Source organism: Cupriavidus sp. FW305-46, assembly GCF_058787075.1.
Genome location: NZ_JBYSZI010000014.1, coordinates 1 through 19,477, shown reverse-complemented (window position 1 = coordinate 19,477; position 19,477 = coordinate 1). Strand labels below are relative to the sequence as shown.

The 19,477-nt window shown below is 65.6% G+C and carries 21 protein-coding genes; 14 read left to right on the top strand and 7 right to left on the bottom strand.

The features are described 5' to 3' along the window. Positions 1 to 187: 187 nt before the first annotated feature. The 3 genes from AC3WON_RS09170 (at position 188) to amrS (ending at position 1,998) form a co-directional block, all read left to right on the top strand. A complete protein-coding gene (locus AC3WON_RS09170) occupies positions 188 to 625 on the top strand; it encodes a universal stress protein (RefSeq protein WP_492320512.1) in 438 nt (145 codons plus the stop codon). Positions 626 to 718: 93 nt separating this feature from the next. Further along, complete coding sequence (locus AC3WON_RS09165; RefSeq protein WP_492320513.1) at positions 719 to 913, top strand: hypothetical protein; 195 nt, start codon at positions 719 to 721, stop codon at positions 911 to 913. Then, the gene (gene amrS, locus AC3WON_RS09160) at positions 910 to 1,998 is read left to right on the top strand and encodes an AmmeMemoRadiSam system radical SAM enzyme (RefSeq protein WP_492351655.1); all 1,089 of its coding nucleotides are present in this window, start codon (positions 910 to 912) and stop codon (positions 1,996 to 1,998) included. Before AC3WON_RS09165 ends, amrS begins: the two co-directional genes overlap by 4 nt. A gap of 241 nt (positions 1,999 to 2,239) precedes the next feature. Here the strand turns inward: amrS and phaP1 are convergent, their stop codons facing one another. Beyond that, positions 2,240 to 2,818, bottom strand: a complete 579-nt coding sequence (gene phaP1 / locus AC3WON_RS09155; protein ID WP_011615034.1) for a TIGR01841 family phasin PhaP1 — start codon at positions 2,816 to 2,818, stop codon at positions 2,240 to 2,242. 341 nt (positions 2,819 to 3,159) lie between these two features. On the opposite strand from phaP1, the gene AC3WON_RS09150 reads away from it, so the two are divergent. The 5 genes from AC3WON_RS09150 (at position 3,160) to pbpG (ending at position 7,765) form a co-directional block, all read left to right on the top strand. Beyond that, complete coding sequence (locus AC3WON_RS09150; RefSeq protein ID WP_041687266.1) at positions 3,160 to 4,080, top strand: histone deacetylase family protein; 921 nt, start codon at positions 3,160 to 3,162, stop codon at positions 4,078 to 4,080. Next, complete coding sequence (locus AC3WON_RS09145) at positions 4,077 to 5,003, top strand: DMT family transporter (protein ID WP_492351654.1); 927 nt, start codon at positions 4,077 to 4,079, stop codon at positions 5,001 to 5,003. Before AC3WON_RS09150 ends, AC3WON_RS09145 begins: the two co-directional genes overlap by 4 nt. 56 nt (positions 5,004 to 5,059) lie before the next feature. After that, positions 5,060 to 5,539: an acyl-CoA thioesterase gene (locus tag AC3WON_RS09140; protein ID WP_492351653.1), complete on the top strand. Its 480-nt coding sequence runs from the start codon at positions 5,060 to 5,062 to the stop codon at positions 5,537 to 5,539. Beyond that, a complete protein-coding gene (locus tag AC3WON_RS09135) occupies positions 5,536 to 6,258 on the top strand; it encodes a nitroreductase (RefSeq protein WP_492320518.1) in 723 nt (240 codons plus the stop codon). Before AC3WON_RS09140 ends, AC3WON_RS09135 begins: the two co-directional genes overlap by 4 nt. A gap of 283 nt (positions 6,259 to 6,541) precedes the next feature. Then, positions 6,542 to 7,765 (top strand): D-alanyl-D-alanine endopeptidase, encoded by a 1,224-nt coding sequence (gene pbpG / locus AC3WON_RS09130; protein ID WP_492351652.1) that lies wholly within the window; start codon positions 6,542 to 6,544, stop codon positions 7,763 to 7,765. Positions 7,766 to 7,834: 69 nt separating this feature from the next. Here pbpG and AC3WON_RS09125 read toward each other — a convergent pair whose 3' ends face one another. The 3 genes from AC3WON_RS09125 to AC3WON_RS09115 all read right to left on the bottom strand — a co-directional run bounded on the left by AC3WON_RS09125 (position 7,835) and on the right by AC3WON_RS09115 (position 10,937). Further along, complete coding sequence (locus AC3WON_RS09125; protein WP_492351651.1) at positions 7,835 to 9,247, bottom strand: FAD-binding oxidoreductase; 1,413 nt, start codon at positions 9,245 to 9,247, stop codon at positions 7,835 to 7,837. Between the two features lie 15 nt (positions 9,248 to 9,262). After that, positions 9,263 to 10,012 carry a FadR/GntR family transcriptional regulator gene (locus AC3WON_RS09120; protein WP_492351650.1) on the bottom strand — a complete coding sequence of 250 codons (750 nt, stop codon included), beginning with the start codon at positions 10,010 to 10,012 and terminating at the stop codon, positions 9,263 to 9,265. Between the two features lie 139 nt (positions 10,013 to 10,151). After that, on the bottom strand, positions 10,152 to 10,937 hold the full coding sequence (locus AC3WON_RS09115; RefSeq protein ID WP_013956405.1) for an IclR family transcriptional regulator: 786 nt from the start codon (positions 10,935 to 10,937) through the stop codon (positions 10,152 to 10,154). Positions 10,938 to 11,172: 235 nt separating this feature from the next. Between AC3WON_RS09115 and AC3WON_RS09110 the strand changes: the two genes are divergently transcribed. The 3 genes from AC3WON_RS09110 to AC3WON_RS09100 are packed head-to-tail and all read left to right on the top strand — an operon-like array spanning position 11,173 to position 13,606. Beyond that, positions 11,173 to 11,898, top strand: a complete 726-nt coding sequence (locus AC3WON_RS09110) for a (Fe-S)-binding protein (RefSeq protein WP_011615043.1) — start codon at positions 11,173 to 11,175, stop codon at positions 11,896 to 11,898. 29 nt (positions 11,899 to 11,927) lie between these two features. Further along, positions 11,928 to 13,340 (top strand): LutB/LldF family L-lactate oxidation iron-sulfur protein, encoded by a 1,413-nt coding sequence (locus AC3WON_RS09105; protein ID WP_492320523.1) that lies wholly within the window; start codon positions 11,928 to 11,930, stop codon positions 13,338 to 13,340. Beyond that, a complete protein-coding gene (locus AC3WON_RS09100; protein WP_492320524.1) occupies positions 13,337 to 13,606 on the top strand; it encodes a hypothetical protein in 270 nt (89 codons plus the stop codon). The genes AC3WON_RS09105 and AC3WON_RS09100 overlap by 4 nt, the downstream gene beginning before the upstream one ends. Before the next feature lie 18 nt (positions 13,607 to 13,624). On the opposite strand, the gene AC3WON_RS09095 is transcribed toward AC3WON_RS09100, so the two are convergent. Continuing rightward, positions 13,625 to 14,512, bottom strand: coding sequence for a LysR family transcriptional regulator (locus tag AC3WON_RS09095; protein ID WP_492320525.1), 888 nt, complete (start codon positions 14,510 to 14,512; stop codon positions 13,625 to 13,627). Between the two features lie 194 nt (positions 14,513 to 14,706). Between AC3WON_RS09095 and AC3WON_RS09090 the strand changes: the two genes are divergently transcribed. From AC3WON_RS09090 to AC3WON_RS09080, 3 genes are all read left to right on the top strand, one after another. Then, positions 14,707 to 15,708 carry an ornithine cyclodeaminase family protein gene (locus tag AC3WON_RS09090; RefSeq protein ID WP_492320526.1) on the top strand — a complete coding sequence of 334 codons (1,002 nt, stop codon included), beginning with the start codon at positions 14,707 to 14,709 and terminating at the stop codon, positions 15,706 to 15,708. After that, positions 15,705 to 16,529: a phosphate/phosphite/phosphonate ABC transporter substrate-binding protein gene (locus AC3WON_RS09085; protein ID WP_492320527.1), complete on the top strand. Its 825-nt coding sequence runs from the start codon at positions 15,705 to 15,707 to the stop codon at positions 16,527 to 16,529. The genes AC3WON_RS09090 and AC3WON_RS09085 overlap by 4 nt, the downstream gene beginning before the upstream one ends. Positions 16,530 to 16,672: 143 nt before the next feature. Next, a complete protein-coding gene (locus AC3WON_RS09080) occupies positions 16,673 to 17,650 on the top strand; it encodes a Bug family tripartite tricarboxylate transporter substrate binding protein (RefSeq protein ID WP_492320528.1) in 978 nt (325 codons plus the stop codon). A gap of 94 nt (positions 17,651 to 17,744) precedes the next feature. Here the strand turns inward: AC3WON_RS09080 and AC3WON_RS09075 are convergent, their stop codons facing one another. Then, entirely contained in the window at positions 17,745 to 18,539 is a 795-nt protein-coding gene (locus tag AC3WON_RS09075; protein WP_011615050.1) for an ABC transporter ATP-binding protein, read from the bottom strand. Between the two features lies 1 nt (position 18,540). Then, entirely contained in the window at positions 18,541 to 19,437 is an 897-nt protein-coding gene (locus AC3WON_RS09070; RefSeq protein ID WP_011615051.1) for an ABC transporter permease, read from the bottom strand. Positions 19,438 to 19,477: the final 40 nt, after the last annotated feature.

Here is a 19,477-nt window from a genome sequence, read left to right as displayed (position 1 = left end):
CCAAGGTGCAGATTGCGACAGGAGCGGTGCAAGACCTTCGCTGCCTATACTGAATGGAGCCGCCATGCACCCCAAGGCGACCGAGGCCGGCGCTGCATATTCGGGCGCGGCCGATCGCTGCCGGATGCCTGCTGGCGGGATCCGGTGGCCCCCGGTGGCTACCGTTCAGCTGACAAGGAGGCACGACGTGTTCAGGCATCTTCTTGTTGCGGTAGACGGCTCCGCTCTGGCCGAAGCGGCCTTTCGCAAGGCACTGGCGTTCGCGCAGGAGACGCAGGCCAGCATTACGGCGCTGCGCGCCTGCCCGGATTTTCACATCACGACTTACCACACCGAAATGCTCACCGACACGCGAGAGCAGTTCGAAGAGGCTGTCCTCGAGGACGCATCGAAATACCTCGACGGCATCGCGCGAGAGGCCGCCGCGGCAGGCGTGCCCTGCGACACCAGCAGCGTGGTCGACGATCATCCCTACGATGCCATCATCAAGGCTGCAGAAGAAAACGATTGTGACCTGATTGTCATGGCGTCTCATGGGCGCCGGGGTGTGAAGGGGCTGTTGATTGGCAGCGAAACCCTGAAGGTACTGACCCACAGCAAGATTCCGGTGCTGGTCTATCGCTAGATGTCGCGTGAATGGGCCGCCGGCATTGATGACGCCGGATACGTTCGTGATGCCACCATGGTTGCCTGTCATGGGCGCCATAAAGGATCTGCCATGAGCACTCGCCGCTATGTCGTGATGATCGACCAGCCCAGGGACGTTGCCGACGAGCAGATGGCAGAGTACATCAAGCATGCCATCGCCGGATGGGGTGCCGGATTGCCCCCGCCTCCGGCGGACAGCCCGTTCTTCGACCTGGATGTCTTGTCGGTAACCGTGATCAGCAAGCCGCACAAGGACCATTTATGAAGGATGTGCCCGGTTCAGGGAGCTATGCCGGCCGCTACTGGCATTTCCTGGATGACGGCCGCATGCAATGCGACCTGTGCCCGCGCCACTGCCGCCTGCATGGCGAGCAGCGCGGCGCTTGCTTCGTGCGCCAGCGGGTCGGCGATCGGATGGTGCTGACCGCCTATGGCCGCTCGTCGGGCTTCTGCATCGACCCCATCGAAAAGAAGCCGCTCAACCACTTCTACCCGGGCTCCGCCGTCCTGTCGTTCGGCACGGCCGGCTGCAACCTGGCCTGCAAGTTCTGCCAGAACTGGGATATCAGTAAATCGCGCGAGATGGAGACCCTGGCCGATGCGGCCATGCCCGAAGCGATCGCCGCATCGGCGGCGGCGCACGGTTGCAAGAGCGTGGCCTTCACCTACAACGACCCGGTGATCTTCGCCGAGTACGCCATGGACATAGCCGATGCCTGCCACGAACTGGGCATCAAGGCGGTGGCGGTGACCGCAGGATATATGGGCGCCGAGGCGCGGCGTGATTTCTACGCCAGGATGGATGCGGCAAACGTCGACCTGAAAGGCTTCAGCGACGCGTTCTATGTTGCCTTCACCGGGGCGCACCTGCAGCCGGTACTGGAGACGCTCCAGTACCTGAAGCACGAAACCGATGTCTGGCTCGAGATCACGACGCAGCTCATTCCCGGCAAGAACGACAGCGATGACGAGATTCGCGCCGAGGCCCGGTGGATTGCCAGGGAGCTTGGTCCCGACGTGCCGCTGCACTTCACCGCATTCCATCCGGACTACAAGATGCGCGACGTGCCGCCGACACCATGTTCCACCCTTGTGCGCGCCCGCAAGCACGCGCTGGCGGAGGGACTGCATTACGTCTACACCGGCAACGTCCACGACACCGCCGGTGCCACCACCCATTGCCCCGCTTGCCGCGCGCAGCTCATCGTGCGCGACTGGCACGCGATCGAAAGCTATCGCCTGACTCCCACGGGAACTTGCCCGGACTGCCTTGCGCAGATTGCGGGACGTTTCGGGAATTTTGAGCGTCAGTTCGGGCGGCGGCGGATTCCTGTGCGCATCGGGGAATAGGGCGCAAGCTGGTGGAAAGGTGAAGAACAAAAAAAAGCCCGACCTGTAGAGGTCGGGTTTAACGATACCTTTGGACAAGGAGACCGCGGTACCGAGGAGACATCGGCAGACAAGGCAGCGCCGATGCAGCTCAGTCAGGGCACTACCTTCATCGTTGGCAAAGCACACCGCAAACGCCAGGCGTCGATATGCTTTGCCAACGGACCGGCCGCAGCCGGTCCATCTTCAACGAAGGCAGCTATCAGGCAGCCGTCGTCTTCTTCGCCGTGGCCGTACGGGCCGTGGCGCTGGCTTGCTGGGCAGCCTTGGTGGCAGCCGTTGCCGCAGCCTGGAAGTTGGTTTCAGCGATTTCGACCGCTTGCTTGGTCGCCTTCTGCACCGACTCGTAGGCGTTGTTGGCAGCGGAGATCGCCGACTTCACGATGGCCACGGTCGATTCCGAACCGGCCGGGGCGTTCTTGGCGAGGTTCTCGACCAGCGCTTGCACGTTCTTCGAGCCTTCGGCCAGTTGGGCCTCAGCTACCTTGGTGAACTCGCTCTGGGTTTCCGAAGCGATTTCATACAGGTGGCGGGTGTAGGCCAGGGTCTTTTCGGCAACCGGCTGCACGGCTGCGGCCTGGATGGCCAGCAGTTCCTGCGCGTCCTTGGCCGACAGCGCCTTCTTGGCGTTGTCAACGCCTTCTGCGAACGAAGTCTTGACGACCTGCAGGTTCAGCTCGACGAGCTTTTCGACGCCTTCAAACGCCTTGGTGGTCAGGCCGAACAGCGTTTCGAGGTTGGCCTTTTGCGCTGCTGCAACTTGTTCCGGGGTGAGGATCATTGCTGGTCTCCAGTGGTGAACTTCAAGGTCTAGCAAATTAAGCCGCCTAGATGTCAGGGCCGTGACGGTGTTGTGCCCGATTCGGCCAGCCCAGGCGTGTGGGTGGGTCAAGGCGCATTTTTTATTTGGTGCGCCGCAACAATTCCTATTTTAGAGCTGCACGATTCAATGTCAAGCGGATTTTGTGCAATGCACAAACAACGTTGCTGGCGATACACGGGTGCGGCCGTGACGCCACTCCGGGGGGCTCCGGGCGATGGCCGGGCAGGGGGTGCTACCATCGCAGATTGCCCGCGCCGGGAACCAACAAAGACGTGAACAGAACCGCCCAGGCCACTTCCATGCTCGCTTTCTACGCCGACCATTTTGTGCTGCCACTGCCACCCGGGCACCGTTTCCCGATGCGCAAGTACAGCATGCTGCGCGATGCCGTCGCGGCGCAGGTGCCGGGGCTGCGCCTGGTGGAGGCGCCGCGCGCGGGCGACGATGCCTTGTTGCTGGCGCACACGCCCGGGTACGTGCAGGCCGCGTCAGCCGGCACGCTCGACGCGGCGCGCCAGCGCGAGATCGGCTTCCCGTGGTCCGAGGCCATGGTGGAACGCTCGCGGCGCTCCGCAGGCGCCACCATCGAGGCCTGCCGGACGGCGCTGCGCGAAGGCATTGCCGTGAACCTGGCGGGCGGCACCCACCATGCGTATGCCGACAAGGGCGGCGGCTTCTGCGTGTTCAACGATGCCGCGATTGCGGCGCGCGTGCTGCAGCGCGATGGCGCCGTGCGCCGCGTGGCCGTGGTCGACCTGGACGTGCACCAGGGCAACGGCACCGCGTCGATCCTGCAAGGCGATCCGTCCGTGTTCACGCTGTCGCTGCATGGCGAGAAGAACTATCCGTTCCGCAAGGAGGCCAGCGACCTGGACGTCGGCCTGCCGGACGGCTGCGACGACGACACCTATGCGCAGGCGCTGCAGGCGGCGCTGGACACGCTGTTCAGCCGCTTCGATCCCGAGCTGATCATCTACCTGGCCGGCGCCGATCCGCATGAGGGCGATCGCCTCGGGCGGCTCAGGCTGACCCTGGCGGGCCTGGCACGGCGCGACCGGCTGGTGTTCGATGCCGCGCATGCACGCCAGTTGCCGGTGGCGGTGGCGATGGCGGGCGGCTACGGCAACCAGATCGAGGACACGGTTGCGGTCCACGCGCAGACCGTAAGCCTGGCCGCGCAATATCACGCGCGCCATGCACAGGCGCTGCTGGCCACATGAGCGGCGTGATGGAGCAAGGCGGCGCAGCAGCGTCAAGCGCCCGCACCACGCTGTGGGTGGCGTCGATGCCGTGGCTGTTCGTGCTGATCTGGAGCACCGGCTTTATCGTCGCCAAATACGGCATGCCGTATGCGGAGCCGATGACCTTCCTGTTCCTGCGCTTTGCCGGCGTGGTGGTGCTGATGGTGCCATTCGTGCTGCTGGCGCGCGTGCCGCTGCCGCGCCTGCCAGGCAAGGCGCAAACGGACTGGCGCGCGGTCGGGCATATCGCCGTAGCGGGGCTGCTGCTGCAGACGGGCTACCTCGGTGGCGTCTGGGCTGCGATCAAGCTTGGCATGCCTGCCGGCGTATCGGCGCTGATCGTCGGCATGCAGCCGATCCTGACCGCGCTGATCGCCACGCGCATGGGTGAGCGCATCGGCGCGCGCCAGTGGCTGGGCCTGCTGCTCGGCATCGCCGGCGTGGCGCTGGTGGTGGCCAACAAGCTCGGTGCCAGCGGACTCACACCGGCAAGCCTGGCACTGGCGGGTGGCGCCTTGCTCAGCATCACCGTCGGCACGGTCTACCAGAAGCACTTCTGCCCGGTGTTCGACCTGCGCATGGGCTCGGTGATCCAGTTCGCCGCTGCGGCACTTGCGTGCGTGCCGTTCATGTTCCTCTTTGAAACCCGCGCAGTGCAGTGGCGTGCCGCGATGCTTGGTGCCATGGCGTGGTCGGTGGTGGCGCTGTCGATCGGCGCGATCTCGTTGCTGTTCCTGCTGATCCGGCGGGGCGCGGCCACCAAGGTGTCGAGCCTGATGTACCTGACGCCGCCCACTACCGCGGTGATGGCCTGGCTGCTCTTCGGTGAGCGCTTTCCGCCGCTGGCCGCTGCCGGGATGGTGCTCGCGGCGCTTGGTGTCGCACTTGTCATCCGCCGGTAGTGTCGCGTATGCGGCTACTTCAGTATTCCTATCCCATCCTGTCCCGTCCACGTCTCATGAAACCGCAAGCCGAGTCGCGCAGTGCCTATCCGTACTTCCAGCCGATCACCACGCGTTGGATGGATAACGATGTCTATGGCCACGTTAACAACGTTGTCTACTACAGTTACTTTGATACCGTGGTGAATACCTACCTGATCCGGCAGGGCGTGCTCGATGTCACGTCGGGCGACACGATCGGGCTGGTGATCGAGACGCAGTGCAACTACTTCTCGTCGCTGAGCTTTCCCGAGACCGTGGTGGCCGGCCTGCGCGTGGCAAGGCTGGGTACGTCGAGCGTGCGCTATGAGGTCGGGCTGTTCAGCGGCGACAACGAGACCGCCGCCGCGCAGGGGCATTTCATCCACGTCTATGTCGATCGCGCCACGCGCCGGCCGGTGCCGTTGCCGGAGCCGCTGCGCGAGGCGCTGCTGCCGTTGGTGATGACCGACGCGGTGACGGGCGGGCAAGGGGAAGAACGGGGCAACAGGAGATGAACAAGATGTCCCACGAGGTGCAATTCGGTTCGCAGGATGCCGTGGACTGCGTGGATCGCGCGATCCTGACGCGGCGTTCGGTGCGGGCCTTTCTCGATACGCAGGTGTCGCGCCGGACCGTCGAAGAAATCCTGGCCGTAGCCAGCCGTGCGCCGTCGGGCACCAATACGCAGCCGTGGCGCGTCTATGTGCTGTCCGGCGAGGCCAAGGCCAAGCTGTGCGCCGATGTGCTGGGCGCTTACGAAGACCCCGAGCGCGACAGCAAGTACCTGGAAGAGTATCCGTACTACCCACGCGAGTGGGCTGATCCCTACTTGTCGCGGCGGCGCAAGGTGGGCTGGGACCTGTACGGGCTGCTTGAGATCAGCCGCGAAGACAAGGCGCGCATGCATGAGCAGCACGCGCGCAATTTCCGTTTCTTCGATGCGCCGGTGGGGATGATCTTCACCATCGACCGCATCATGGAGCAGGGCAGCTGGCTGGACTACGGCATGTTCCTGCAAAGCATCATGGTCGCCGCCCGGGCGCGCGGACTTGATACCTGTCCGCAGGCGGCGTTCACGCAGTTCCACAAGATCATTGGCAGCCACCTGCGGCTGCCACCGGAGGAAATGGTGGTATGCGGCATGTCACTGGGTTTTGCCGACCCGGAAGCGATCGAGAACCAACTGATGACGGAACGTGAGCCGGTCAGCGGGTTCGCGCGTTTCCTCTCATAGCAAAGTTTGAGAAAAGTTTGTATCAATGTGTAACGATGAGTGCCGATATACAAGACGACGTCCGTGTATTGGCTGGGAGTGTTCCAAGGGGCAGCAAGGTGAACCCGGGTACGCCTGGGGCAAGCCAGAGGCGGTTCGCATGCAAACGTGACCTTTTGGTTGCTTTTTCCACAATGTGGAAATGTTTGCAAATCGAACTTTAAGGAGCGTCTGTAAGTCTTTAATCTTGCTAACAATTTCTTTCTTTCCTACACTAGCGCCATTCCTATGCGCTGAACGAATCATGTTCCGGTCTGATTCCATTTTTTCCAGATTCTTCGGCTCCGCACCCCTGTCCGCTGTTGCCACCGCGGTCCTGGTATCGGTGTCGATGGTCGCGGCACCTGTGGCCGAAGCGGCCACCAAGTCCGCAACTACCCAAAAAACGTCCAAAAAGCAGGCAAAATCGGTTAACGCCGAGAAAAAGAGTGCTTCGAAGGCTGTTGCCAAGAGCTCGCGTAGCGGCAAGGTTGCCAAGCGCGAAGCAAGCAGCACACGCAAAGTGGTGGTGCTGAAAAATGGCAAGCGCCATATTGTCGTGGCCCAGCGCGCCGCACCCGTGCGCGCCGCCTTCACCCCGGCCAAGCCGTCGCTGGGCGAAGCCATGGGCTTGCGCGACACCGACGACGCGCTGGCACTGCGTTCCAGCGTGGCACTGGTGATGGACCAGAACTCCAACGAGGTGCTGTTCCAGAAGAACGCCAGTGCGGTGCTGCCGATCGCTTCGATCACCAAGCTGATGACCGCGCTGGTGGTGATGGACGCCCGCCTGCCGATGGACGAAGTGCTGACCATCTCCGAGGAAGACCGCGACACCGAAAAGCACAGCGGCTCGCGCCTGCGCTTTGGTACGCAGCTGACGCGCCAGGAACTGCTGCTGCTGGCGCTGATGTCGTCTGAGAACCGCGCTGCGTCGGCACTGGGCCGCAACTACCCGGGCGGCCTGCCGGCCTTTGTCCAGGCGATGAACCGCAAGGCCCGCGAGCTGGGCATGAACGACAGCCACTTCGTCGATTCCAGCGGGCTGTCGAGCAGCAATGTGTCGAGCGCGACGGACCTGGTGCGCATGGTCAACGCGGCGTACCGCAACCCGACCATCCGCGAGTTCTCGACGCAGACCGAGCATGAGGTCAACGTGCTGGGCCGCACCCAGCACTACGTCAGCACCAACCGCCTGGTGCGCGGCGGCAACTGGGAGATCGGCCTGCAGAAGACCGGCTTTATCTCCGAAGCCGGCCAGTGCCTGGTGATGCAGGCCAAGGTCCAGGGCCGCAACGTGGTGATGGTGTTCCTGGACTCGGCCGGCAAGCTGTCGCGCTTTGCCGATGCCAACCGCGTCAAGGACTGGCTGGAGCATGCGCCGTCGCCATCGTCGCCGCAGCGTGGTTTCCCGTCGTCGCCGAACCTGACACAGGCTCCGGGCGGCGCGCACGCGATCCTGGCTTCGCAGCAGTCGCGCGGCATCTGATACGGAATGCCTGACCGGAAAAAAACGCGCCGTGCCACGGCGCGTTTTTCTTTCTGGCGGCCGCGGCCGTCAGAGCAGCTTGCCTGGGTTCATGATCCCGGCCGGGTCGAACACGGCCTTGATCTCGCGCATCAGCCGCAGTTCCAGCGGGTCCTTCATGGCCAGGAAGGCATGGCGCTTGAGCTGGCCGATGCCATGCTCGGCGCTGATGCTGCCGCCGTAGCGCATTACTTCGTCCAGCACCGCGTCGGTCACCGCATCGCCTCGCGTGGCCGCCCAGTCCTTGGGCGCGCCGGCCGGGCGCGAAAGGTTGTAGTGCAGGTTGCCGTCGCCGAAGTGCCCGAAGATAAAGGGCCGGATGGCGGGATCGAGCCCACGCAGCCGCGTTTCCATCGAGGTCATGAAGGCCGGGATCTGCTCGATCGGCAGCGAGATGTCGTGCTTCAGGTGCGGGCCGTCCGCGCGCTGCGCCTCGGAGATTTCCTCGCGCAGTTTCCACAGCGCCTGCAATTGTGCGAGTGAGGCAGACACGGCTGCATCGAGGCACAGCTCGCGCTCCAGCGCTTCGCCGATAACGCGTTCGAGCAACGCGTTCAGCGCATCTTCGTCCGTGGTGTCGGCCAGTTCCACCAGTACATAGGCGGGGTAGCGTTGCGCGAACGGCTCCTGCACGCCCTCTGCGTGCGTGAGCACCAGGTCCAGGCAATCGCCGGTAAAGAACTCGAACGCCTGCAGGCGCGCGCCGCATTGCTCAAACAGCAGTTCATAGAGTGCCAGCGACTGCGCCGGCGAGGCCACCGCCGCCAGCACCACACTGCGCGTGTCGGTGCGCGGGAACAGCCGCAGCGCGGCCGCGGTGATTACGCCAAGCGTACCTTCGGAGCCGACCAGCAGCTGCTTCAGGTCATAGCCGGTATTGTCCTTGCGCAGCGTGCGCAGGCCATGGAAGACCTCGCCGTTGGGCAGCACCGCTTCCACGCCCAGCACCAGTTCGCGCGCCATGCCATAGCGCACCACGTTCACGCCGCCGGCATTGGTCGCAAGGTTGCCGCCGATCTGGCACGAGTCTTCGGCGGCCAGCGACAGCGGCAGCAGCCGGTTGGCGTCTTGCGCCGCGCGGCGCAGGTTGCCGAGGATGCAGCCGGCCTCGGCAACCATGGTGTTGGCGATGGTGTCGAGCGAGCGCACCGCGTTCATGCGGTCCAGGCTCAGCACCACGTTCTGCGTCTGTGCATCGGGCGTGGCGCCGCCGCACAGGCCGGTATTGCCGCCGCGCGGCACCACCGGCACCGCGGCCTGCTGGCACAGCGCCAGCGCGCGCGAGACTTCGTCCACGGTGCGCGGCCGCAGCACGGCCTGGGCCTGGCCGCGATAGATGCCGCGCCAGTCGGACAGCCACGGGGCGATGTCGTCGGGGTTGGTCAGGACGGTGTCGGCGCCGAGGGCCTCGGTGAGGCGCTGGGCGAATTGGCCGGTTTGCATGATGGCGGTGTCGTCTCAGGAAAGGGAAGGGGAGCTGGCTGCGCGCGCTGGCGACGCTTCATCGGCGCGCGTGCGCAGCGCCAGGCCAAGCCGGCGCGCCGCGCATTGCAGGTGCATCACCGCGGCCGCGCGGGCGGCCGCGGCATCGCCACGGCGGATGGCATCGACGATCGCTTCATGCTCGGCATGCACGGTCTCGGCCAGGCCTGCCTGGCGCAGCGTATTGGCGCGCGCGGTGGCCACGGCCTGATGCAGCTGCAGGTTCAGGTACTGCAGCAGCTGGCGGTAGTAGGGGTTGTGCGTGGCGGCGGCAATGCCGATATGGAAGGCGGCGTCGATATCGGCCGCCGGCTGCGGGTCATAGAGATGAGCGCGCAGCCGCTGCAGCAGTGCACTCAGTGCGGCCACGTCCACATCGGTGCGGCGCACGGCGGCCAGCGCCGCGGCGGCGCCTTCCAGGTCGATGCGCAGGTCGTACAGGTCGGCCAGCCCGCTGGCGTCGATATCGGGTTCGCGTGGCAGCTGGAATCCCGCCGCGCCGGTACGCGAGCGCACCGTGCAGCCGACGCCCTGGCGTGACTCGACGAAGCCCTGCGAACGCAGGTGCTCGGTGACTTCGCGGATCACCGCGGCGCTGACGCCGTACTGCTCGGCCAGCTGCCTGCCGGTCGGCAACCGGCTGCCGACCGGGTAGGCGCCGCTTTCGATATCGGCGCGCAGCTGGCGGGTGACCTGTTCGGTGAGGGTGACGGCACGGGTTCGCATGGGAGCCGATTATAAGGTTTGCTGGTTATCTGAAAACTAAGGGTAAACCATTGAATTGAGATGGCCGCAGCCCCAAAGCAAAACGCGCGGACTGCCATGATGGCAGCCCGCGCGTTGGCGGTGGCTGGCGATTCGGTCTTCAGGCGGCGGCTTCGGTCACGTAGCCCATGCCGCGCGAGATTTGCAGCGCCGTGTCCTTCAGGTTTTGCAGCCAGCTGTCCTGCAGCCGGTCGGCCGGCGCCGACAGCGACAGCCCGGCAACCAGCCGGCGCGAGTCGTCATAGATGCCGGCGGCAATGCAGCGCACGCCCAGTTCCAGCTCTTCGTTGTCGCGCGCATAGCCGTTGGAGCGCACCCAGCTGAGCTCCCGCTCGAGCTTGGTCAGGTCGGTGATCGAGGTGCGCGTATGCCCGGCCAGCCCGGTGCGGGTGGCGTAGTTGCGCACGCGCGCGGCTTCGTCCGCGGCCAGGAACAGCTTGCCGACTGAGGTCAGGTGCAGCGGCGCGCGGCCGCCGATGGCGCGCACCACCTGCATGCCCGAGCGCTCGCTGTAGGCGCGCTCGATGTAGACGATTTCATCGCCCTGGCGCACCGACAGGTTCACGGTCTGGCCGGTGACGCGGTGCAGCGCGCGCATCGGCGCCAGCGCCGCGTCGCGCACCGACAGGCGTGCCTTGACCAGGTTGCCCAGTTCCAGCAGCCGCATGCCGAGCCGGTAGCTGCCGGGATCGGAACGGTCGACAAAGCGGCAGGCCACCATGTCGTTGAGGATGCGGTGGGCGGTGGAGGGATGCAGCCCCGTGGCCAGGGACAGCTCTTTCAGGCTGACCGGGTCGGCGTGCTGCGCGAGCGCGTCCAGCAGGGTCATCATGCGCTCGATGACCTGGATGGACGTCTTGCCGGGTGACTTGTCTGCGTCGGACATAGATGGAAAAAAGAGAAATGTTGCTTTGCGGCATTTTTAAGCGTCTGCCTGATTCTATCTCGCATTGTGAAAATTTCAATAGGTGAAATGACATTACCGTAAGAATCGCCCGGTGATGTTGCTCCCGGAAGTGATGTGCATTGCACCGGATTCACGCCCTTGCTGAACGGTTTGTGCGCCACGTGCGACGCAAACGCGCATAATTGCGGGGTTTCGGGGTCTGGAGAAGTCGACAATGCGAGTTGGTCTGTTCGCCACCTGCCTGGTGGACCTGATGCGTCCGGAAATCGGGTTTTCGGTGCTCAAGCTGCTGGAAGCCGCCGGCTACGAGGTCATGGTGCCTGAGGCGCAGACCTGCTGCGGCCAGCCGGCCTACAACTCGGGCGAGCGCGCGGTGTCGCGCGACCTCGCGGAGAAATTCCTGCGCGAGTTCGAGATGTTCGACTACATCGTGGTGCCGTCGGGCAGCTGCGGCGGCATGATCCGGCAGCATTACGGCGACCTGCTGCACAACGATCCCGAACTCAACGGCCGCTACGAGCGCCTGCGCGAACGCGTGTTCGAGCTGACGGATTTCCTGGTCAACGTGGCCAGGGTGCAGACGCTGCCGTCGTCGTTCTCGGGCCATGTCACCTACCACGATTCCTGTTCCGGCCTGCGCGAGCTGGGCGTCAAGCAGCAGCCGCGCGAGCTGCTGTCGCGGCTGCCGGGCGTGCAGCTGACCGAAATGAAGGATTGCGAAGCCTGCTGCGGTTTTGGCGGCACCTTCTCGGTCAAGTACGGCAATATCTCGACCGCGATCGTCGACGAGAAGTGCGCCAACATCAAGGCCAGCGGCGCCGATACGGTGGTGCTGGGCGACCTGGGCTGCATCCTCAATATCGAAGGCCGCCTGCGCCGCACCGGCGACAGCAGCACGCGCGTGCTGCATATCGCCCAGGTGCTGGCGGGCGACGCCTGACATCCGCTGAAATCCGGGGAATCGCCACGATGCAAGTCCACAGCATGGAATTCAAGGCGCGCGCCGGCCAGAAGCTGGCCGACCAGCGCCTGCAGCAGAACCTGAAGAAGCTTTCGACCAAGTTCGTCACGGCCCGCGCCGACGCGATCCTCGACATCGACTTCGACGCCACGCGCGAGGCACTGAAAGAGCGCCGCAACCGCGCGCTGGAAAACCTCGACGTCTGGCTCGCCACCTTCGAAGAGAACGCGACCAGGCGCGGCGCCACGGTGCTGTTTGCCGAGACCACCGCCGATGCCGCGCGCCTGGTGGCCGAGATCGCGCAGAAGCACGGCGTGAAGAAGGTCATCAAGAGCAAGTCCATGGTGACCGAGGAAATGCGCCTGAACCAGGTGCTGGGCGAGATGGGCGTGCAGAGCATCGAGACCGACCTGGGCGAATACATCCTGCAGATCAACGACTCGGAACCGCCGTCGCACATCATTGCGCCGGTGGTGCACAAGGACAAGGACGAGATCGCCGACCTGTTCGCCAGGGTCCACCACAAGCCGCGGCTGACCGAGATCCCGGAGATGACGCGCGAGGCGCGCGAAGTGCTGCGGCCCGAGTTCCTGAGCGCCGACATGGGCGTCACCGGCGGCAACTTCATCATTGCCGAGACCGGCTCGGTGGCGGTGGTCACCAACGAGGGCAACGAAGGCATGTGCACGGTGCTGCCGCGCGTGCACGTGGCCGTGACCGGCATCGAAAAGGTGCTGCCGACGCTGGAAGACCTGGCCACGGTGATGCGCCTGCTGCCGCGCTCGGCCACCGGCCAGGCCATCTCGAACTACTTCTCGCTGCTGACCGGCCCGCGCGCCGAGGGCGAGCGCGACGGCCCCGAGCATATGTATTTCGTGCTGGTCGATGGCGGCCGCACCGGGCTGATCGGCGGCGACTTCCAGGAGATGCTGCGCTGTATCCGCTGCGGCGCCTGCATGAATCATTGCCCGGTGTACCAGAAGATCGGCGGCCATGCCTATGGCTGGGTCTACCCGGGCCCAATGGGCAGCGTGCTGACGCCGAGCTATGTCGGCCTCGCCAATGCGATCGACCTGCCGCAGGCGGCGACCATGTGCGGCGAGTGCAACCGCGTGTGTCCGGCCTCGATCCCGCTGTCCGACTTGCTGCGCAAGCTGCGCGAGAAGCAGATGGAGCGCGGGCTGCGCCCGTGGCAGGAACGCTTCGCGCTGCAAGTGTGGGGCTACGTCGCCAAGCGCCCGGAGCTGTACGCCTTTGCCACTCGCATCGGCGCCTGGCTGCTGGGCCGCATGGGCGGCAGCAACAAGCTGATTGCCAGCCTGCCGATGGCGGGCAAGGGCTGGACCGAAACCCGCGACATGCCGGCCCCGTCGGGCCGCACGTTCCGCGAACTGTACAAGGAAAGGAGGGCACGTTCATGAGCGCAACCAACCGCGAAGCCCTGGCGCGCATGCGTGCCGCACTGGACCAGCACCTGGCGGGATCGATGCCCGCCGCCGACCTGGTGCGCGCCTGGCGCGAAGCCGGCAGCGGGCTGGCGCTGCCGCCGGTCTACGGGCAGGCGATGGAAGAGCTGCTGCGCCGCATGGAGATGTCCGCGGTGTTTGCGCAGGACAGCTGCTCGTTCTCCAGCACGGCGGTGACGGAGCAGATGGGGCGCTGGCTGGACAAGGCCGCGACGGTCTGACGCCAGCCACTCAGCGCGTCAGCGCTTCATCATCGCCGTCAGCGTATCGACGAATTCCAGCGACAGCCGCGACAGCGGCTCGGTCTGCATATGGAAAATCTGCACTGAGGCATTGACCTTGGTGCGCACCGGCACCGCGAAAATATTGGGCCAGGCCGCGCCAAACACGGTCATGGCGTCGACCAGCGCGATGCCGGCGCCGGCCTGCGCCAGCGCGCGCGCCACATGCGCCTGTTCAACCTGGACGCGCATATCGGGCTGGTCGCCCTCGTTGCCGAACATCTCATGCACCAGCAGGCCGAACGGGACGTCCGGCCCGTAGCCGATCAGGTCTTCGCCGATCAGGTCGGCCGGGCGCACCCACTTGCGCGCGGCCAGCGGGTGCCCTGCCGGCACCAAGGCCACGATCGGGTTCTTCACCAGCAGTCGTGCTTCCAGGTTGGGATGCACCAGCGGCATGTTCGACACCGCCAGATCCACCTGCCCCGACAGTACCGCGCGCAGCATATTGCCCGGAATCTGCGTACGCACCACCACCCGCACCGCCGGGTGCGCCGCGCGGAAGCCGGCGATTGCACGCGGCAACACGGTCTGGCCCAGGTTGGGGCTGCATGAGATGCGCAGGCTGCCGGTGCGGTTGGCGGCAAGGTCTTCGGCGATCTCGTTGACGCGCTCGATGCCTTCGTAGACCGCATTCACTTCCCCCAGCAAGCGCCGCGCCTCCGGCGTGGGGTAAAGCCGTCCCTTGGTGCGGCGGAACAATTCCAGTCCAAGGCGTTGCTCGGTGTGCGACATCAGCCGGCTGATTGCCGGCTGCGACACATACAGCAGCTTGGACGCACCGCTGATCGAGCCGGTCAGCATGACCGCGCGGAACACCTCGATCTGGCGCAGGTTCATTTTCATGGCATTAACCTGATGTTAAGGCTGGCGGACATATAAGCATATGACAGTCAATGGCGCCATACCTACACTGAATTCCATCGAAACACGCCGAGCCTTTGCAACGCAGGCACGGCACCACATGGAAGCGCGGCGGCCGCGATGCGGTGCAAGAGGCACCGGCAGTGTGCCGGCATAACCCTGGAGGAAAGGACTGTATGAGCGACATCCATCTCACCTATCTCAACGGCAAGGACATCGCACGCCTGGAAATGGCCGACGCCGAGATCCTGGACGCGGTCGAGCAAGCACTGGTGGCGCAAGGCAACGGGCAGACCGTGATCGAGCCGCGCGTGCACCTGATTCCCGACCCCGCCTTCAACGGCCACTTCAATGTGCTGCGCGGCTACGTGGCGCCGCTGGGGCTGGCCGGCGTCAAGATCGTGGGTGACTTCGTCGACAACTACAAGCTTGGCCTGCCATCGGAAATGGCGATGCTCAACCTGTTCGATCCGCGTACCGGTGCTCCGGTGGCGATGATCGATGCCACCTTCATCACCGATGCGCGCACCGGCGCGCTTACCGCGCTCGGGGCAAAGCACCTGGCGCGCCGCAACAGCAAGGTGCTGGGCCATATCGGGGCGCGCGGCACTTCTTACTGGAACGTGCGCCTGCTCGACAGCCTGTTCGACTTCGACGAGATCCGCGTGCACTCGCGCCGCCCGGAAAGCCGCAATGCCTTCGCCGCGCGGCTGGAGCGCGATCTCGGCAAGAAGATCGTGGTGACCGAAGACTGGGAGTCATGCGTGCGCGATGCCGACATTGTGGTCGAGGCTTCGCGCCTGGAGCGCCCGACGCCGATGCTCAAGACCGAATGGATCAAGCGCGGTGCCTTTGTCGTGCCCTACGGCACCATGAGCGCGGTCGAGCTGTCGCTGACCGACATCATGGCCAAGCTGGTGGTGGACGACTGGGGGCAGTGCAAGGGGGGCATGTTTGGCTCGCTGCGCGCGCATGTGGAAGCCGGCAAGCTGTCGGAGCAGACGCTTTATGCCGAACTGGGCGAAATCGCCGCAGGGCGCAAGCCGGGCCGCCAGAGCGATGACGAGACCAACCTGTTCTGGCACCGCGGGCTGTCCCTGAGCGATATTGCGCTGGGCCACGCCATCCTGAAGAAGGCCGAAAGCCGCGGGCTGGGCCAGAGGCTGGTCTACGCATGATCGCCAACGCTCGCATGTACTCGGTGAGCACGCCGGCCGGGCAGGCATGGCGTGCGCTGCTGGCGCACGTGGCCGAGTGCGCCGGCGTGGACCTGCCGTATGTCGAGCACGCAGCACCCGCCCCGGTCAGCGCGCTATGGGCGCGGCCGGATTGTGGCTGCGTGTTCATGTGCGGCTATCCCTATGCCAGCGCGCCGGCCTCGCCGCAACTGCTGGCGGCGCCGGTGCCGTCGCTGCCGCGCTACGGCGGGCGCCCGGTGTATTTCACCGAGTTCATCGTGCGCGCCGATGCATCGGCGCAGACGCTGGCGCTGACCTTCGGCGGACGGCTGGCATGCATGCTGCCTGAGTCAAACTCGGGCTACAACGCACCACGCCACCACCTGATGCGGCTGGCGCCGGCGGGCACGCGCGCGCTGTACCGGGCGACCGAGGTGACCACGCCGACGCCGCGCGAAGTCATCGAAGCGCTGATCGCCGGGCGTGCCGACGTGGGTGTGGTCGACAGCTACGTGCTGGACCTGCTGCGCCGCTTCGAGCCCGCGCTCGTGGCGCAGCTGAGAACGCTGGAGGTCACCAAAGCCGCGCCGATCCCGCCGCTGGTGGCCGCGGCGCAGATCGATCCGTGGCAGAGCGCGCGCGTGCGTACTGCGCTGCTGACGCTGCATGAAGACGCAGCGGGGACGGATCTGCTGGCCATGTTGGGGCTGGCACGCTTTGCCGCGGTGCGGCCCTCCGACTACGCAGTGTTGCCCGCCATGGCGCGCGAAGCCGACCAGGCGGGATTTGCATTGACCGATGCCGGCATGCAGCCGTCTTGAACCGGTGCACGATAACCAGACTGCCGGCGCGGTGGGGGAGCCAAGCCTGATAACTGCCGAATAGGGGAACTGTAATGATTTCCACTGTGAAACCCGCTGTAGAACATGCTGTAAAGCCCGCCGTACGAGCAGATCTGCGGCGTATGGCCATGCGTTGCGTGCTCGCCTGCGTGGCGGCCTGCGCGCCGTGGCTCGCGGCCCCGCCCGCGCTTGCCCAGCCGCAGGGCTATCCCGCCAAGCCGGTGCGGATCGTGGTGCCGTTTGCTGCCGGCGGCCCGGCCGATGTGCTCGGCCGGGCGGTTGGCGAGGGCATCGCCAAGGCCACTGGCCAGAGCGTGCTGGTCGACAACAAGGCCGGCGCGGCGGGCACCATCGGCGTCGACATGGTGGCCAAGGCCGCGCCTGACGGCTATACCCTGGCCGTCGTACCGGTGGGCAATATTGCGGTGAACCCCACGCTGATGCCTAATCTCCCGTACAAGCCGGCAGACCTGGCGCCGGTGGCAATGCTGGCCACCGCCGAAAACGTGCTGGTGGTCAATGCGGCAACGCCGGCCCGGTCGCTGGCGGACCTGCGCAAGCTGGCCACGCAGAAACCGGGCGAGCTGAGCTTCGCGTCGCCCGGCGCGGGCAGCCAGGCCCACCTGGCGGGCGAGTTGCTGCAGCTCGATGCCCATATCAAGCTGAACCACGTCCCGTACAAGGGCATCAGTCCGGCGATGACCGATGTGGTCGGCGGCCAGGTGACGATGATGTTCGCGCCGCTTTCCGTGGCGTTGCCGTATATCCGGGCCGGCAAGCTGCACGCGCTGGGGGTTGCCAGCGCCAGACGTTCGGCGATCCTGCCCGAGGTGCCGACCATTGCCGAACAGGGATTCCCGAAGTTCGAGGCGGTTTCCTGGTACGCGTTGATGGCGCCGGCCGGTACGCCCGCGGAAATCGTGCGCAAGCTCAGCCAGCATGTCGATGCCGTGCTGGCCGACGCCGCGCTCAAGGAAAGACTGGCCACGCTGGGCATGGCGGCGGCCGGCGGCACGCCGCAGCAGCTTGCCGCTGCCATCCAGAAGGAAAGCACGCGCTGGGCCGGCGTGATTCGCCAGCGGAACATCACGATCGATTGAGGGTTGAAGGCGAGGTAGCGCTACTAGCCGGCGCACATATCAAAACAAAACGGGGAGCCGAAGCTCCCCGTTTTTTAATCGCTACAGGTCTTCTTCAACCCAGCAGCAGCGCGTCGTCGTCCAGCTGCTCGTGGCGGGTCTGCTCGAACATCTTCAGCAGGTCCGGCACATCCAGCCCCTTGCGCTTGTCGCCGGACACGTCCAGCACCACCTGGCCCTGGTGCAGCATCACCGTGCGCTGGCCGTAGTCCAGTGCCTGGCGCATGCTGTGCGTCACCATCATCGTGGTCAGCTTGCTTTCCTCGACGATGCGCGCGGTCAGCTCCAGCACGAAGGCGGCGGTCTTCGGGTCCAGCGCGGCGGTGTGCTCGTCCAGCAGCAGGATGCGCGACGGCTGCAGCGAAGCCATCAGCAGGCTCACCGCCTGGCGCTGGCCGCCGGAGAGCAGGCCGATGCGGTCGGTCAGGCGGTTTTCCAGGCCCAGGTTGAGCAGGCGCAGCTTCTCGCGGAACAGCTCGCGCGAGGTGCGGTTCAGCGCCGGGCGGAAGCCGCGGCGGCTGCCGCGGGCCATGGCCAGGGCCATGTTCTCCTCGATCGTCAGCGCCTCGCAGGTGCCGGCCATCGGGTCCTGGAACACGCGGGCCACCAGGTGGGCGCGGTCCCATGCGGGCTGGCGCGTGACGTCGGTGTCATCGATGGTGATGCGGCCCGAGTCGACCATCTGGTCGCCGCTGATCGCATTCAGGAAGGTCGACTTGCCGGCGCCGTTGGAGCCGATCACGGCCACGAACTGGCCGCTCGGGATCTCCAGGCTGAGGCCGCGCAGGGCGCGGGTCTCGATCGGGGTGCCCGGGTTGAAGGTGAGTTTCAGGTCTTGTGCGCGCAGCATCTCAGGCACCTCCGTTCTTGCGGGCGAACAGCTTCTTGCGGGTTGCCGGCAGCACCAGCGCGATCGTCACCAGCGCTGCGGTCACCAGGTTCAGGTCCTGCGCCTTGAGGCCGATGAAGTCGCTGTTCAGTGCCAGTGCGATGAAGAAGCGGTACAGGATGGCGCCCAGCACCACGGCCAGCGTGGTCCAGATCAGGCGGCGTGCCGGCAGGATGGTTTCGCCGATGATTACCGCGGCCAGGCCGATCACGATGGTGCCGATGCCCATGGAGATATCGGAGCCGCCCTGGGTCTGCGCGAACAGCGCGCCGGCCAGTGCCACCAGCGCATTGGACAGCGCCATGCCGGCCAGCGTGGCGCGGCCGGTAGGGATGCCCTGCGAGCGGGCCATGCGCGGGTTGGCGCCGGTGGCGCGCATCGCCAGGCCCAGCTGCGAGCTGAAGAACCAGTCCAGGCCGACCTTGGCCACCACCACCACCACGAGCAGCACCAGCGGGCGCAGCACGTAGTCAGGCAGCCATTCGGGCTGCAGGATGGTGAACAGCGTGGGCTCGGTGATCAGCGGCACATTGGGGCGGCCCATGATGCGCAGGTTGATCGAGTACAGCGCGATCATCATCAGGATACTGGCGAGCAGATCCATGATCTTCAGGCGCACATTGAGCCAGCCGGTGATGAAGCCTGCCAGCGCGCCGGCAGCGATCGCCACGGCAGTGGCCATGAACGGGTCCTGGCCGGCGGCGATCAGCGTCGCGGCGACGGCGCCGCCGAGCGGAAAGCTGCCATCAACGGTCAGGTCGGGAAAGTTGAGGATGCGGAAGGAGATCAGCACCCCGAGCGCCACCAGGCTGAAGATCAGGCCGATCTCCAGGGCGCCCAGAAGGGAAAAGAGGGACATGGGGGAATCCTGTTGCAGGGGCTGGCGGCTGCCTTGGCGC